Raw genomic sequence first — 14053 nt, 5'->3', positions numbered from 1 at the left:
CAACTAATATTGGGTCTATTAAAAATTCAGGATGGGAATTTGCTATCAATACTAGAAATATAGCTACTCCAAACTTTTTATGGACTTCAGGTTTAAACTTCTCTTTTGATAGGAATGAAATAACTGAGCTTCCTTCTCCTTTTAATAACGGAAATAAAAAATGGGAAGTTGGACGTTCTTTATATGAGTTCTTCATCCAAGACTGGGCAGGAGTTGATCCAGCGACTGGTTACGGTATGTGGTACAAAGATGTTTTAGATGCTAACAGCGTACCAACAGGTGAGCGTGTTACTACTAAAGTGTATAGCGAAGCTACTAGATATTATGTTGGTAAATCATCTTTACCTGATGTAGTTGGTGGATTTACTAACTTCTTCAAGTACAAGAATGTTGATATGAATATTTTATTCAACTTTAGTTTTGGTTCTTATGTGTATGATAATACATATGCTAGTTTGATGGAAGGTTTTGAAAGTTCAGGAAGAGCGGCTCATACGGATTTAATTAATCGTTGGCAGCAACCAGGGGATATTACTAATGTTCCTTTATTCTTAACTTCAAATAATGATTTTAACTCACAGTCTACAAGATTCTTATTTAAGAATGATTATGTTAGGTTGAAAGCTTTGAATATCGGTTATAATTTACCTAAATCTTTAATCGATAGAGTAAAACTATCTAAATTAAGATTGTTTTTACAAGCTGATAATGTGTTTACTTGGCAATCTCACAAAGGGATTGATCCTGAGCAAGATTTAAATGGAGCTACAAATAGCAGATCATACAATCAAAGGATTGTTTCATTTGGTCTTAATTTAGAATTTTAATAAAAATATATATTTATGAAAACAATAACTTCAAAAATTTTAATTGCTTTTATTGCAATTGCGATGTTGGGTAGTTGTAGCCAAGAATTTCTTGACGAACCCCAACCAACTAGCGGTGTGCCTGAAACCGTTGTGTTTAGTTCTAGAGCAGGTGTAGAAGCTTTTATATCTGGTATAATGCGTCGATTTAGAGGGCAATATACTAGTGTTGATTCAGCAGGTCTAAATTCTATTTTCTATGCTCGTACTGTAAAAGGTAATGATGTGATAGCTGCTAACACTTGGTTTAGTTTTGATTACTCTAATGATAATCGTGAGCCTACTTATAGAAGAACAGGCTTCTCATGGAATTACCCATATTACATGATTAATCAGGCTAATGCCTTAATTAATGGTGTCGAAGCGAGTACGAGTTTATCTGCAGCAGACAAAAAAGAATTAGCTGCTTATGGATATGCTTTAAGAGGTTTTTTCTATCATCAATTGGTTTTGGAATTTGCTCCAACTTATTCAGCAGGTTTAGATTTTCCAGCTCCACCTATCTATACTGAGACTGTTGTTACAGGAAAGGCTATGTCTACTGTAGGCGAAGTATATGCGTTAATTGTTAGTGATTTAACTAAAGCGGTTGATGGTTTGACCGCTAACCGTTTAGGAAAGTCTTACATTAACAAGAATGTAGCTAACGGTATTTTAGCTCAAGTTTATCAAGTAATGGGTAACAAATGGCCAGAAGCAGAGGCAGCAGCTAAAGCTGCATATGGAGGAGCTCCACTTGCTGTTTTGAATGCAGCTAGTTATAGTGCTGGTTTCAACGATTACTCTAATATAGAATGGATTTGGGGTAGTGCTCAGTCTACTGATCAGTCAAACTATTATTGGGGATGGCCTCATGCAGGAGCTGACTTTACAACAACTTCGTATTCTGCAACATATTTTAACGTTAATTTTGTTAGTTTGTTCTCTGCTACAGATGTACGTAAAAGATTTAATTTAAGAAGTAGTACTTTACCTGCTACTGATTTTAGATATTGGATAACAAATAAATTTAAATTTACTTTTGATGCAGATCATCCAATTATCAGAACTCCAGAAATGATTTTAATTGAGGCTGAAGCTTTATACAATCAAAGTAAGCCAACTGAGGCTCATAATTTACTTTATCTTTTGCAAAAAAACAGAGATGTTAATGCTGTGAAATCTACAAATACTGGAGCTTCATTATTGAATGAAATTCTTGTTGAAAGAAGAAAAGAGCTTTATGCAGAAATTGGTGTAGAGTGGTTTGATGCTAAACGTTTAAGAAGAGGTATTACTAGAACTGGTAATCACAGAATTTTAACACCTGCTAATCTTGCTCCGGATGATAAAAAGTTTTATTTGAAAGTTCCACAAGCAGAAATTGATGCTAATGATCTAATAGACGAATCTGTTAATGCTAACAGATAGATAATTAAGATAATTAATAATAAAGACCGAGTTTGACTAACGTTGAACTCGGTTTTTTTTGTTTTATTAACTACCTTTGTTTCGCTTTTACTATGTTTAATATTGATACCCATATTCTTGCAGATGCGAATACTCTTTTTTTTATATTGCTTATTTATTCCTGTTGTTCTTTTTGCTCAAGGGCAAATCGGCCCTGAGGGTAATACCCATAAAAGTATATTAGATAAGATCAAAAAAGATACGGTAGCTCCTATCGATCAATACCGCTTTATATCGATTGAACGCGATACTACTTATCTTGATACTTCCCTTACTATTCAGCGGGAATATAGTTTTAACTATTTACGTAAGGATAATTTTGGATTATTAGCATTTCCTAATGAAGGACAAACTTATAATACCTTACAATACAGTTTAACTAAATATTCTCCTTATCCTGAAATGGGTTTTAAGGCTAAACATTTTGGTTTTCTAGAAGCTTATGATGTTAAGTATAGTTCGGTAGCAACGCCCGTAACTGAGTTGTATTATAAATCAACCATGACTAAGGGGCAATCAGTGGATTCCTTTTTCACCCTAAACATGACGCCCGGATTGAATTTTTCTATTGGTTATCGAGGCTTACGTTCCGAAGGTAAATACATAAATCAGCTTGCAAGCACGGGAAGCTTTCGATTTACGACCAATTATCACACTAAAAATTTGAGATATCAGTTAAAGGCCCATTTTGTTTCTCATGATATTTTAAATGAGGAAAATGGTGGGATCACTACTATCTCTGATTTTGAAAGCGCAGATGTTAGGTTCACCAACAGACAACGTTTAGAAGTTTATCTTACTGATGCCGAATCGTTTCTAAAAGGGAAACGTGTCTTTTTTGACCATCTTTTTAGAGTAAATCCTAAAGGTGGCAACAATAACCTGTATGTAGCACATCAATTCAATTATGAGAATAAATTTTTTCAATACAAGCAACCCACAGTAAGCTCTACAGTTGGCAGCGAGGTTGTAAATCGTTTTGGTGATTCCTATGCCACTAGTAGTATTGTTGATGACACTCGTTATAACAAAATGTACAACAAGGCTGGATTAGTATATGAAAATATAAGCTTGGGTAAATTTCAGTTTTTCATAGACGATTACAGAAGTAATTATTACTACAATCAAATTTTAATTAGGGATGATAAAACCATACCCGCTTCCTTAGTACGAAACATTAATAGCGCGGGTGGTCAATACGAATATCAAAAAGACAAGTGGAAGGGGAACTTTTTAGTATCGCGTTCGATTACCAATCAATCCTTGTCTAATATTAATGCGCAATTAAATTATGATTTAAATGACGATTATCAGTTTACCTTTGGCTATCAAAATCTAAACAAACTTCCTAATGACAACTACAATCTATACCAAAGTAGTTTCGTGGGATATAACTGGTCCGAAAATTTCAATAATGAAAAGATTAATGCATTAACGGGAACTGTTATGTCGCCTTGGATCACAGCAGATGTACAATTATCAACTCTTAAAGACCATCTATATTTCAAAGATGTAGCAACTCTAAATAATCAGCAAATTATAGCACCTAGTCAATACGCTGGAACGATTAATTATATTTCGGTTAAATTAAGTAAAGAATTCAAATTTGGTAAATTTGGTTTCGATAACACTGTGTTGTATCAAAAAGTAGGTCAGCAGGACAATATTTTAAATGTTCCGGAGCTTGTTACCCGAAACACTATTTATATAAACGATTATTTTTTCAAAAAGGCTTTGTTTTTTCAAGCAGGAATAACGCTTAATTATTTTACAAAATATTTGGCTAACGAATACAATCCGGTCATAGGGGAGTTTTTTGTTCAAAACACTAAATCCATTGGTAATTTCCCAACGGTTGATTTCTTTATCAATACTAAAATTCAAAGAACCCGAATTTACCTTAAGGCAGAGCATTTCAATTCTGCAGTGACAGGAAATAATTTTTATTCCTCTCCTAACAATCCGTATCGTGACTTCACGGTTCGATTTGGATTAATTTGGAATTTCTTTAATTAATAGTATGGCGTTTTAACCCGCTGTACACTCTATCTTTCCTTGCTTAAAGAAAGCAAGCAAAGGATGCCGTTCCCATCGGTAACGCAAATGCAAATAAGAACTTTATCTTTTATAACAAAATAGTATCTTTGCGAAATATATACAACAAAATCAGAATCTTAAAATTTATATCTAAATGCAATACGCAGAAAATATATTAGGTACTATTGGAGGAACTCCATTGGTGAAGTTAAATAGAGTTACAAAAGAAATCGATGCTTTAATACTTGCTAAGGTGGAAACATTCAATCCCGGAAATTCAACCAAGGATCGTATGGCCATGAAAATGATCGATGATGCGGAAGCCGATGGTCGTTTGCAACCAGGTGGTACCATAATCGAAGGTACTTCAGGAAATACAGGAATGGGTTTAGCGCTTGTTGCAATTATTAGGGGATACAAATTAATTTGCGTAATCTCGGACAAACAGTCTAAAGAAAAGATGGATATCTTACGTGCAGTTGGTGCCAAAGTTGTGGTATGTCCAACAGATGTGGAGCCTACTGACCCAAGATCCTACTATTCTGTGTCTAAACGATTGGCTACAGAGACACCTAATTCATGGTATGTAAATCAATATGACAACCCTTCAAACGCTTTAGCGCATTATGAGCAAACTGGACCTGAAATTTGGGAACAAACTGAAGGGAAAATCACTCATTTTGTTGTTGGAGTAGGTACGGGAGGGACAATCTCTGGGATAGGGAGATTTTTAAAAGAAAAAAATCCAAATATCAAAATCTGGGGAATCGACACCTATGGTTCTGTCTTTAAAAAATACCATGAAACGGGTATTTTTGACGAAAACGAAATTTATTCGTATATCACGGAAGGAATTGGAGAAGACATCCTACCTAAAAACGTGGATTTTTCATTAATCGATGGATTTACAAAAGTTACGGATAAGGACGCTGCTGTATATACAAGAAAAATTGCTTTGGAAGAAGGAATTTTTGTTGGGAATTCAGCTGGAGCCTGTGTGAAGGGATTATTACAATTAAAAGAGCATTTCAAGCCAGATGATGTAGTAGTTGTTTTGTTTCACGATTCAGGAAGTCGTTATGTTGGTAAAATGTTCAATGACGATTGGATGCGCGAAAGAGGGTTTTTAGAGGAACCAATTACGAAAGCAGAAGATGTTATAAAAGATCATATTGACAAGCCTTTGATTGTTGTGCGTACTGAAGAATTAGTTTCGCATGCCATCGAAAGAATGCGTAAATATAAAATTTCTCAAATTCCGGTTATCGATATCACGGGTTTCGTAGGTTCTCTTGACGAGTCTGATTTATTTCAAAGCTATGTTACAGATAAAAATACAGCTGATAGACCTATTAGAGAAGTGATGGGGAAACCTTTTCCAATTGTTCCTAAAGGAAGCTCGATTGAAGAAGTTTCAAAGTTGTTTACTCGTGAAAACCCAGCTGTTTTAATTGATTTAGGAAACGGAAAGCACCATATTATCACTAAGTACGATATTATAGGTTCTATTAAATAATTTTTTTTTACCACGAATTTTTGCCGTTTGAAAGTAGTTTCAAAGGAAAAGAATTCGTGGTTTTTTATTAGTTTTTGGACTATTTATCAAACATTATCATTTATGACATTTACTGCAATAGATTTTGAAACAGCTATTGGCCACCATCCTTGCTCTGTAGGTATTGTTACTGTAGAGAACGGTGTAATCGTTGATGAATTTGTTAGTTTGATTAAGCCACCTAATAATGAATATTCACCATTTACCATCAAAGTACATGGTATTTACCCACGAGATACGGCTAATGCGAAGACATTCGCTCAAATATTCCCCGAAATTCAAAAACGCTTACAAAATAGAATTGTTGTAGCGCACAATGAGAGTTTTGATCGCGCTGTACTTATGAAATCAATGGCGCTGTATGGTTTTAATTACGAACAGCTGAATGTGGCTCCTAAGTGGGAATGTACCGTGAAAATTTATAAGTTAAAAGGCTTTAAGCCTACTAAATTGAGTGATTGTTGTCATGCTATGAATATTAAGTTGCAACATCACGAAGCCCTTTCGGATGCTCGCGCTTGTGCGCAATTGTATCTTCGTCGTTAAATAATCTTTTTAAATCTGCTGTTAATGGTGTAGGTATTTTCATTATTTTAGTATCAGTAACTAATTGGTATTGAAATGAAAGAAGCGTTTTTGCATTACCTGTGGAAATTTAAAAAAATGGATGTACTACATCTTCGTACCACTACAAATGAAGAGATTCAAATTATCGCTGTTGGTCAATATCTTGAAAAAGCGGGGCCTGATTTTTTCAATGCACAACTCATAATTGGAAGTCAAAAATGGGCAGGAAATGTTGAAATTCATTTAAAATCTTCTGATTGGTACGTGCACAACCACGAACGAGACGAGGCTTACGAAAATGTTATTTTACACGTAGTATGGGAGCATGATTCGGAGATTTTCAGGAAGGATAATAGTTGTATTCCAGTGCTTGAACTTAAAAATTATGTCGATCATAAGCTCGTTTTGAGTTATCAGGATTTAGTTGCTTCCAAATCATGGATATTTTGCGAAAAGTATATTAAGTCCGTGGATCCATTTACGTTTAGTAATTGGCAAGAGGTGCTATTTTTGGAACGATTAGAACGCAAATCGTTGCCTATTTTGGAGCTGCTGAAACGGAGTAATAATGATTGGGAAGCAGTTCTTTTTTGCCTTTTAGCAAAGAATTTTGGACTGAATACTAATGGTGATGCCTTTCTAAAAATGGCAAGTTCGATCCCTTTTTCGGTAATTCGAAAAGAATGTTCAGATGTCTTTGCCTTAGAATCTTTGTTTTTTGGTTCAGTGGGTTTGCTAGAACTAGACCGGGAAGATACTTATTTTAAGGAGCTCAAAAAGCGATATACTTACTTAAGTCACAAGTATAGGTTAGAAGAAAATGTGGTTGAAAAGGTTCAGTTTTTTAAGCACAGGCCGGATAATTTTCCAACGATTAGATTGGCGCAATTAGCGGGTGTGTACCACCACCATCATAATTTGTTTTCTAAATTAATTGATTGTAAATCGATGACCGCAATTTATGCTGTTTTTGATGTTTTTGTATCGGATTATTGGGAAAATCACTATGTTTTTGACAAAGTAAGTCCTAGTAAAAGAAAAAAGTTATCTCGGTCTTTTATAGATTTAATATTGATTAACACGATTATTCCGTTGCGTTTTACATACGATAGGAGTCAGGGTAAAGATAATGTAGAGGATTTAATTCAATTGCTCAATGATGTTAGTGCTGAGAAGAATGTTGTTATTGAAAAGTTTGCATCCTTTGGTATAAAATCAAAAAATGCATTTGATTCGCAATCCTTATTACAATTAAAAAATGAGTATTGTAACAGATCAAGATGCTTAGAATGTGCTGTGGGGATACGTTTGCTCAAGCAACCGTAATTCTTTGCTGGTGGCTCTTCTAATTAATAATTTTGTATTTTTGTGCTTTATACCTTTTTACAATGAGTCAAAAAACATCCCGAATGCTTAAATTGAAGTTTTTCTTTGAGAAATATGGCTTTCATGTATCGTCGCGTTTGGCCGATAGTCTGGGTATGCGAGTGACTAGTGTGCGATTATTTTTTATATATGTTTCGTTTGTTACTGCAGGATTATGGTTTGGAGTGTATTTGACCTTGGCATTTTGGATCAAACTTAAGGATTTAATTCGAGCTAAAAGGACTTCGGTTTTTGATTTGTAAATAATAGTTAAATAGAAAAAGGGACTAAAAGCATTGCGCTTTTAGTCCCTTTTTTTGTTATTTACAATAGTAGATTATTGTTTATCTGGATTGTTTAATTTACTGTTTTTCTTACCATACATAAAGTAGATTGCTACTCCAAGAGCCATCCAAACTACTAGTCTTACCCAGCTTTCATTTGGTAAAGAATACATTAAAGCTAAACATATTACGATACCAGCGATTGGTACAAAAGGTACAAGTGGTGTTCTGAATGATCTTGGAGCATCTGGCATTTTTTTACGCATTACCATTACACCAATACAAACTAAAACAAACGCTAATAAAGTTCCAATACTTACCATGTGTCCTAAATCACTTACAGGAACAAATCCAGCAAATAAACTTACAAAAACCATAAAGAATAGGTTAGTTTTGAAAGGAGTACGGAATTTAGAGTGAATTTCACTAAAGAATTTAGGTAGTAATCCATCTTTACTCATGGTGTAAAATACACGGCTTTGTCCCATTAACATCACTAACATTACCGAAGTATAACCTGCTAAAATAGCTACAATTAAACCCGTTTGTAAAAAGTCATATCCAGTTACCGCAAACGCTGTTGCAGCTGGTTTAGCATCACCTACAAATTTGTAGTAAGGTACTAGTCCTGTCATTACGTGAGCAAATAATACGTACAAAATAGTACAGATTATTAAAGATCCAAGAATACCAATTGGCATTCCTTTTTGCGGGTTTTTAGCTTCTTGTGCAGCTGTAGATACGGCATCAAAACCAATAAAGGCAAAGAATACAGTTCCTGCACCAGCGGCAATTCCTGACCATCCAAATTCTCCAAAAACTCCCGTGTTTTCAGGAATGTATGGCGTGTAGTTTGCTTCGTCAATGAAGCTCCATCCTAATATTATGAAAACAAGTACCACTGCCACTTTTAAAACAACTAAAAAGTTATTTATCGATGCAGATTCTTGAGTTCCTCTAATTAAAAGTAACGATAACATAGAAACGATAAAGATAGCAGGTAAATTAATATACCCTCCATCAATTACAGTTCCATCGCTTAAAGTTAACATTTCCCAAGGCGAACATATCAGTTTGGGCGGAAGATGTATACCATATTTATTTAAAAGTTCTAGTAGATAGCGAGACCAACTTACCCCAACTGTGGCAGCTCCCAAGGCATATTCGAGTACTAAATCCCATCCAATAATCCATGCCATGAATTCTCCCATAGTTGCGTAGGAATACGTGTAGGCACTACCCGCAACAGGTATCATAGAGGCAAATTCTGCATAACAAAGTCCTGCAAAGGCGCAGCCAATTGCAGCTAGTATAAAAGATAATGTTACTGCTGGTCCAGCGTGTTCAGCGGCAGCTATTCCGGTTAGGGAAAATAATCCAGCACCAATTATAGCTCCAACTCCAAGAGCAACTAGAGATCTTGATGATAATGTTCTCTTAAGACCTTTTTCGTCTTCTGAGGCTTCATTTAGTAAAACCGAGAGTGGTTTTGTTTTCCAAATTGACATATATTTATTGGTTTAATTGTTATAAGTGGTCAAATGTATTATTATATTATAAAAAATAAAAATAATTATACAAATTAACATCGAAAATAATTGTTATGAAGCGATTGTTTATTTTTACTTAATGTAATTATTTTGACGTATTGGTTGTTATTCTTTAATAAGTATCTTAATTTGATGTAAATAGCTAAGAATAATTTTGGGCCTTTAAAGTGCTTTTGTGGTAATTATTTTATAATTTTATTTTCGTTAAAAGCAACTGAATCAGGAGGTCTCAGTCTTTATCGCAATTGTAAATTTGGTGTAATATGAAATTTAAGACAATAGTGGATTATGGTAAGTACTCTAAGGAGCAAGCGCTGGGTGTAATTTCACTATTTTTAGTTGTCCTTATTTTGCAGTTGTGTTATTATTATCTTGATTTTAACAAATATGTTGCTGAAAGTCCTGAGAAGCAATCATGGATAGCCAATCAAGTGGTTGTTGATTCGCTAAAAAAGGGTATTACCAATACAAAACCAACGATTTTTCCCTTTAATCCTAATTTTATTTCGGACTACAAAGGCTATAAGTTAGGAATGTCAGTTGCTGAAATAAACAGACTACTCGCTTTTAGAAAATCAAACCAATATGTAAACTCCGTTTCAGAGTTTCAAAAGGTAACGTTAGTCTCAGATTCTTTATTAGAGACTATGAGTCCGTTTTTTAAGTTCCCCGATTGGGTAAAAAACAAAAAAGTAACCTCCTCTTTTCAGTACGAGTCACCTAAACAGTTTATAAAATCAGAAAAAGTGGTGATGAAAAATATTAATGAGGCCTCTCATGAAGATTTAGTGAAGGTATATGGAGTGGGTCAGGTCTTATCTGAAAGAATTTTAAAGTTTAAAGAAACGGTTGGAGCCATTGTTTCTATGGATCAAATGAGTGATGTTTGGGGTTTGTCTCCGGAGGTGATTGAAAAGCTTAAATTATCTTTTAAGGTTGGTGCAATTCCTGAAATGAGAAAGCTTGATATTAATAATGCTTCAATAAAGGAGCTAGGACAGTTTGTATACTTCAAGAACGGTTTAGCTCGAGAGATTGTTATTTATCGCAGTATGAATGGTGATTTTAAAAATATTGAGGATTTAATAAAAATAAAGGGGTTTCCTGTTGAAAAGAGAAATATAATTGCTTTATATTTGGACTTTCGTTAGAGATGCGCAATTTTGAGATCGAGTGTGAGTTAGATTTACTGCCTTCAATTTAAAATGAATTTTGTGATTTGTTTCTTCTAATGATTAGTAATTTTGCATTTATAGTAGATGTGGAAGGAATGTTTTAAATTAATTTTCAAAAATTATAAGTTATATGAATTCAAGTTATTTTACCGAAGAACATCAATCTTTTAGAGAGAGTTTGAGAGACTTTTTAGTTAAAGAGGTCGTTCCACATATTGAGAAATGGGAAAAAACAGGTACTATTGAACGTTTTATTTGGAAGAAATTTGGCGACATGGGATTTTTTGGAATCTCTTACCCAGAGGCATACGGTGGTTTAAATTTAGATTTATTCTATACCGTTATTTTTCTAGAAGAACTTCAAAAGATTAAATCATCAGGATTTGCTGCTGCGATGTGGGCACATGCTTACTTAGCTATGACGCATTTAAATGCAGAAGGAGATGAGCGGATTAAACAAAACTATTTAGCGCCAAGTATTGCAGGTGATTTGATAGGAGCTTTATGTATTTCGGAGCCTTTTGGAGGTAGTGATGTGGCAGGTATGCGTACGAGTGCCGTTAAAAAAGGAGATAAATACGTTATCAATGGTTCTAAGACCTTTATTACGAACGGTGTTTATGCTGATTATTATATTGTTGCTGCTAAAACTGATGTTGAGGCTGGTAATAAAGGAATTAGTATCTTTTTAGTAGATACTAAAACTGCTGGAATTTCAGCAACTAAATTGGATAAATTAGGATGGAGAGCATCTGATACAGCTGAGATTGCATTTGACAATGTCGAGATTCCCTTAGAGAACTTGATGGGTGAAGAAGGAAAAGGTTTTCCATATATCATGCAGCATTTTGCCTTGGAGCGTTTGATCATGGCGATAAATGGTCACGCTAGAGCTGAGTATGCTCTAGAGTATACTATTGATTATATGTCACAAAGACAAGCTTTTGGCACTACAATAGATAAATTTCAAGCATTGAGACACGTTATAGTGGAACACACAACTGAGGTGGAGCACTGCAAGGTGTTTAATTATGCTGCCGTAGCTCGTTTAGATAAAGGAGAGTACGTTGTTAAGGAAGCTACTATGGCTAAGATGAAGTCTACTAAAGTGGCTGACGAAGCGATTTACAGCTGTTTGCAAATGTTAGGTGGGTATGGTTATATGGAGGAATATCCATTAGCTCGCTTGCTTCGCGATAGCCGTTTAGGACCTATTGGTGGTGGAACTTCTGAGATATTGAAAGAGATATTATCAAAGATGATTATCGATAAGCAAAACTATAAGCCTGCAGTTAAATAAAATATAGTGCTAGGATTTAGTTTGAATTATAAAAAAGAAGGAGTCGATGGTAGTATTGACTCTTTTTTTTGTGTGAAGGATAGTAGTGGAAATCCTTTTAGGTAGCCCTGCGGATTAAAAGATTGTAGCGAATAGCCTGACGGCAAATGTAAGCCTGTGGTAAAGGATAATAGTCATTTTGCCGGCACACCCAAAATATAGAGCAATTGATGGTAAGTAATTCAAAATAATGATTACTTTTGCACACTTAACGAAAGGGGGTGTCAATATTATGTTAATTATACCAATTAAAGACGGAGAAAATATAGATAGAGCATTAAAGCGCTATAAAAGAAAGTTTGATAAAACAGGAACTGTTCGTCAACTAAGAGCACGTACTGCTTTTATTAAGCCTTCAGTAAAAAATAGAATCAAAATTCAAAAAGCGGCTTACATTCAAAACATGAAAGACGGTTTAGAGAGTTAAGATTATCTTTTTAAATTAAATAATTACCGTTAGTCATTAAAGTTTTTTAACTTTGAGGCTAACGGTTTTTTGTATATGATTACTAGTGTAAATGCATTTCGGGATTACTTGGAGAAGGAAAAAAAGTATTCTCTCCATACGGTTAATGCTTACTTAAAAGATGTTGAGAGTTTTAGTGCTTACAATCAAACTTATTTTGATCAGGTCGTTATTGATCAAGCTAACTACTCACAAATCAGGTCGTGGATTGTGTCGCTTGTAGATGCAGGAGTGACAAATGTATCGGTAAATAGAAAAGTGGCTTCCCTAAAAGCATTTTATAAATTTTTACTCAAGTCAAAACAAATTACGGTTAGTCCGCTTTTAAAACACAAGGCGTTAAAAACGGCTAAGACTATTCAGATTCCTTTTTCAGAAAAAGAAATGACGTCGGTTTTATCTCAAATGAATGCAGTGAGCGGTTTTGAGGAGGTTCGCAACAAGTTAATTGTGGACTTGTTTTATACTACAGGTATTCGAAGGGCGGAGTTGATTCATTTAAAAGTGAGTGACATTGATCTTGCAAAGGCGGTGATTAAGGTAGTGGGAAAAAGAAATAAAGAGCGTTTGGTTCCAGTTTTGCCTGTGCTCATGGATCAATTTGTGGTGTATGCTAGGGAAAGAGCTGAATTAGAAAAGAATATCGATTTAGGTTATTTTTTTCTAACAAAAAAAGGTGTAAAACTCAATGAAACCTTTGTTTATAGATTAATAAATTCTTACTTTAGTACAGTCTCCGAGAAAGTAAAGAAGAGTCCGCATATTTTACGACATACATTTGCGACTCATTTGCTTAACAACGGAGCCGATTTGAATTCGGTAAAAGAATTGTTGGGGCATTCCAGTTTAGCGTCCACCCAAGTATATACTCACAATAGTTTAGCTGAGTTAAAAAAAGTACATGGTGCAGCGCATCCCCGGAATAAACCGTAATCCTATTAAATTAACCCTTTAAAAAGATTGATTATGAAAGTAAATGTTCATGCAGTTAACTTTTCTGTTGACGGTAAGCTAGTAGATTTTGTGCAGGAAAGAATGGATAAATTAGAGAAATACTATGATAAAGTGGTGTTTTCTGATGTGTATCTCAAAGTAGAGAAGACGAGTGAAAAAGAGAATAAAATTGCAGAGATTAAAATTAATGTACCTGGGGATGATTTTGTGGTAAAAAAACAATGTAAAACCTTTGAAGAAGCGGTGGAATTAGCTGCGGAATCATTAGAAAGATTACTGTTAAAAAGGAAAGAAAAGATAAGAACACATATATAATGTAAATTTTTTTCAAAAAATGTTTTGATTCAGAGATAAAATCTATACATTTGCAGTCCGTTAGAAATAGCGGACTTTTTTATTGAATTGCCAGCGTAGCTCAGTTGGCTAGAGCAGCTGATTTGTAATCA

At 34.5% G+C, this 14053-nt stretch carries 12 protein-coding genes and 1 pseudogene; 12 read left to right on the top strand and 1 reads right to left on the bottom strand.

Features of this window, described 5'->3' with window-relative positions; all coding sequences use genetic code 11:
• From P8M54_RS04370 to P8M54_RS04340, 7 genes and pseudogenes are all read left to right on the top strand, one after another.
• A pseudogene (locus P8M54_RS04370) lies at nt 1–827 on the top strand (SusC/RagA family TonB-linked outer membrane protein); the annotation flags it as partial.
• A 15-nt stretch (nt 828–842) separates the two neighbouring features.
• Nucleotides 843–2276 (top strand): RagB/SusD family nutrient uptake outer membrane protein, encoded by a 1434-nt coding sequence (locus P8M54_RS04365; RefSeq protein WP_300285597.1) that lies wholly within the window; start codon nt 843–845, stop codon nt 2274–2276.
• A 123-nt stretch (nt 2277–2399) separates the two neighbouring features.
• The gene (locus P8M54_RS04360) at nt 2400–4331 is read left to right on the top strand and encodes a putative porin (RefSeq protein WP_300285595.1); all 1932 of its coding nucleotides are present in this window, start codon (nt 2400–2402) and stop codon (nt 4329–4331) included.
• 175 nt (nt 4332–4506) lie between these two features.
• Nucleotides 4507–5868, top strand: a complete 1362-nt coding sequence (locus P8M54_RS04355) for a pyridoxal-phosphate dependent enzyme (protein WP_300285594.1) — start codon at nt 4507–4509, stop codon at nt 5866–5868.
• Between the two features lie 102 nt (nt 5869–5970).
• A complete protein-coding gene (locus tag P8M54_RS04350; RefSeq protein WP_300285592.1) occupies nt 5971–6453 on the top strand; it encodes a 3'-5' exonuclease in 483 nt (160 codons plus the stop codon).
• 75 nt (nt 6454–6528) lie between these two features.
• On the top strand, nt 6529–7800 hold the full coding sequence (locus tag P8M54_RS04345; RefSeq protein ID WP_300285590.1) for a DUF2851 family protein: 1272 nt from the start codon (nt 6529–6531) through the stop codon (nt 7798–7800).
• A 62-nt stretch (nt 7801–7862) separates the two neighbouring features.
• Nucleotides 7863–8102 carry a PspC domain-containing protein gene (locus P8M54_RS04340; protein ID WP_300285587.1) on the top strand — a complete coding sequence of 80 codons (240 nt, stop codon included), beginning with the start codon at nt 7863–7865 and terminating at the stop codon, nt 8100–8102.
• 74 nt (nt 8103–8176) lie between these two features.
• On the opposite strand, the gene P8M54_RS04335 is transcribed toward P8M54_RS04340, so the two are convergent.
• The gene (locus tag P8M54_RS04335) at nt 8177–9631 is read right to left on the bottom strand and encodes an amino acid permease (RefSeq protein ID WP_300285586.1); all 1455 of its coding nucleotides are present in this window, start codon (nt 9629–9631) and stop codon (nt 8177–8179) included.
• A 305-nt stretch (nt 9632–9936) separates the two neighbouring features.
• On the opposite strand from P8M54_RS04335, the gene P8M54_RS04330 reads away from it, so the two are divergent.
• The 5 genes from P8M54_RS04330 to raiA all read left to right on the top strand — a co-directional run bounded on the left by P8M54_RS04330 (nt 9937) and on the right by raiA (nt 13922).
• The gene (locus tag P8M54_RS04330; protein ID WP_300285584.1) at nt 9937–10824 is read left to right on the top strand and encodes a helix-hairpin-helix domain-containing protein; all 888 of its coding nucleotides are present in this window, start codon (nt 9937–9939) and stop codon (nt 10822–10824) included.
• Nucleotides 10825–10978: 154 nt separating this feature from the next.
• Entirely contained in the window at nt 10979–12148 is a 1170-nt protein-coding gene (locus P8M54_RS04325) for an acyl-CoA dehydrogenase family protein (RefSeq protein ID WP_300285582.1), read from the top strand.
• Between the two features lie 271 nt (nt 12149–12419).
• The gene (rpsU, locus tag P8M54_RS04320) at nt 12420–12614 is read left to right on the top strand and encodes a 30S ribosomal protein S21 (RefSeq protein WP_072959426.1); all 195 of its coding nucleotides are present in this window, start codon (nt 12420–12422) and stop codon (nt 12612–12614) included.
• Between the two features lie 75 nt (nt 12615–12689).
• On the top strand, nt 12690–13586 hold the full coding sequence (locus tag P8M54_RS04315; RefSeq protein ID WP_300285581.1) for a tyrosine-type recombinase/integrase: 897 nt from the start codon (nt 12690–12692) through the stop codon (nt 13584–13586).
• A gap of 33 nt (nt 13587–13619) precedes the next feature.
• Nucleotides 13620–13922: a ribosome-associated translation inhibitor RaiA gene (gene raiA / locus P8M54_RS04310; RefSeq protein WP_300285580.1), complete on the top strand. Its 303-nt coding sequence runs from the start codon at nt 13620–13622 to the stop codon at nt 13920–13922.
• The last annotated feature ends 131 nt before the right edge of the window (nt 13923–14053 follow it).

This window comes from Flavobacterium sp. (assembly GCF_029242675.1).
Lineage (GTDB): Bacteria > Bacteroidota > Bacteroidia > Flavobacteriales > Flavobacteriaceae > Flavobacterium.
This window is presented reverse-complemented; position numbering and strand designations above follow the sequence as displayed.

What these genes read in the sequence shown, in the direction of transcription:
- P8M54_RS04350 (WP_300285592.1), top strand. Translation starts at nt 5,971, where the DNA reads ATGACATTTACTGCAATAGATTTTGAAACAGCTATTGGCCACCATCCT.
- rpsU (WP_072959426.1), top strand. Translation starts at nt 12,420, where the DNA reads ATGTTAATTATACCAATTAAAGACGGAGAAAATATAGATAGAGCATTA.
- P8M54_RS04315 (WP_300285581.1), top strand. Translation starts at nt 12,690, where the DNA reads ATGATTACTAGTGTAAATGCATTTCGGGATTACTTGGAGAAGGAAAAA.
- P8M54_RS04330 (WP_300285584.1), top strand. Translation starts at nt 9,937, where the DNA reads ATGAAATTTAAGACAATAGTGGATTATGGTAAGTACTCTAAGGAGCAA.
- P8M54_RS04345 (WP_300285590.1), top strand. Translation starts at nt 6,529, where the DNA reads ATGAAAGAAGCGTTTTTGCATTACCTGTGGAAATTTAAAAAAATGGAT.
- P8M54_RS04360 (WP_300285595.1), top strand. Translation starts at nt 2,400, where the DNA reads ATGCGAATACTCTTTTTTTTATATTGCTTATTTATTCCTGTTGTTCTT.
- raiA (WP_300285580.1), top strand. Translation starts at nt 13,620, where the DNA reads ATGAAAGTAAATGTTCATGCAGTTAACTTTTCTGTTGACGGTAAGCTA.
- P8M54_RS04335 (WP_300285586.1), bottom strand. Translation starts at nt 9,631, where the DNA reads ATGTCAATTTGGAAAACAAAACCACTCTCGGTTTTACTAAATGAAGCC.
- P8M54_RS04365 (WP_300285597.1), top strand. Translation starts at nt 843, where the DNA reads ATGAAAACAATAACTTCAAAAATTTTAATTGCTTTTATTGCAATTGCG.
- P8M54_RS04355 (WP_300285594.1), top strand. Translation starts at nt 4,507, where the DNA reads ATGCAATACGCAGAAAATATATTAGGTACTATTGGAGGAACTCCATTG.
- P8M54_RS04340 (WP_300285587.1), top strand. Translation starts at nt 7,863, where the DNA reads ATGAGTCAAAAAACATCCCGAATGCTTAAATTGAAGTTTTTCTTTGAG.
- P8M54_RS04325 (WP_300285582.1), top strand. Translation starts at nt 10,979, where the DNA reads ATGAATTCAAGTTATTTTACCGAAGAACATCAATCTTTTAGAGAGAGT.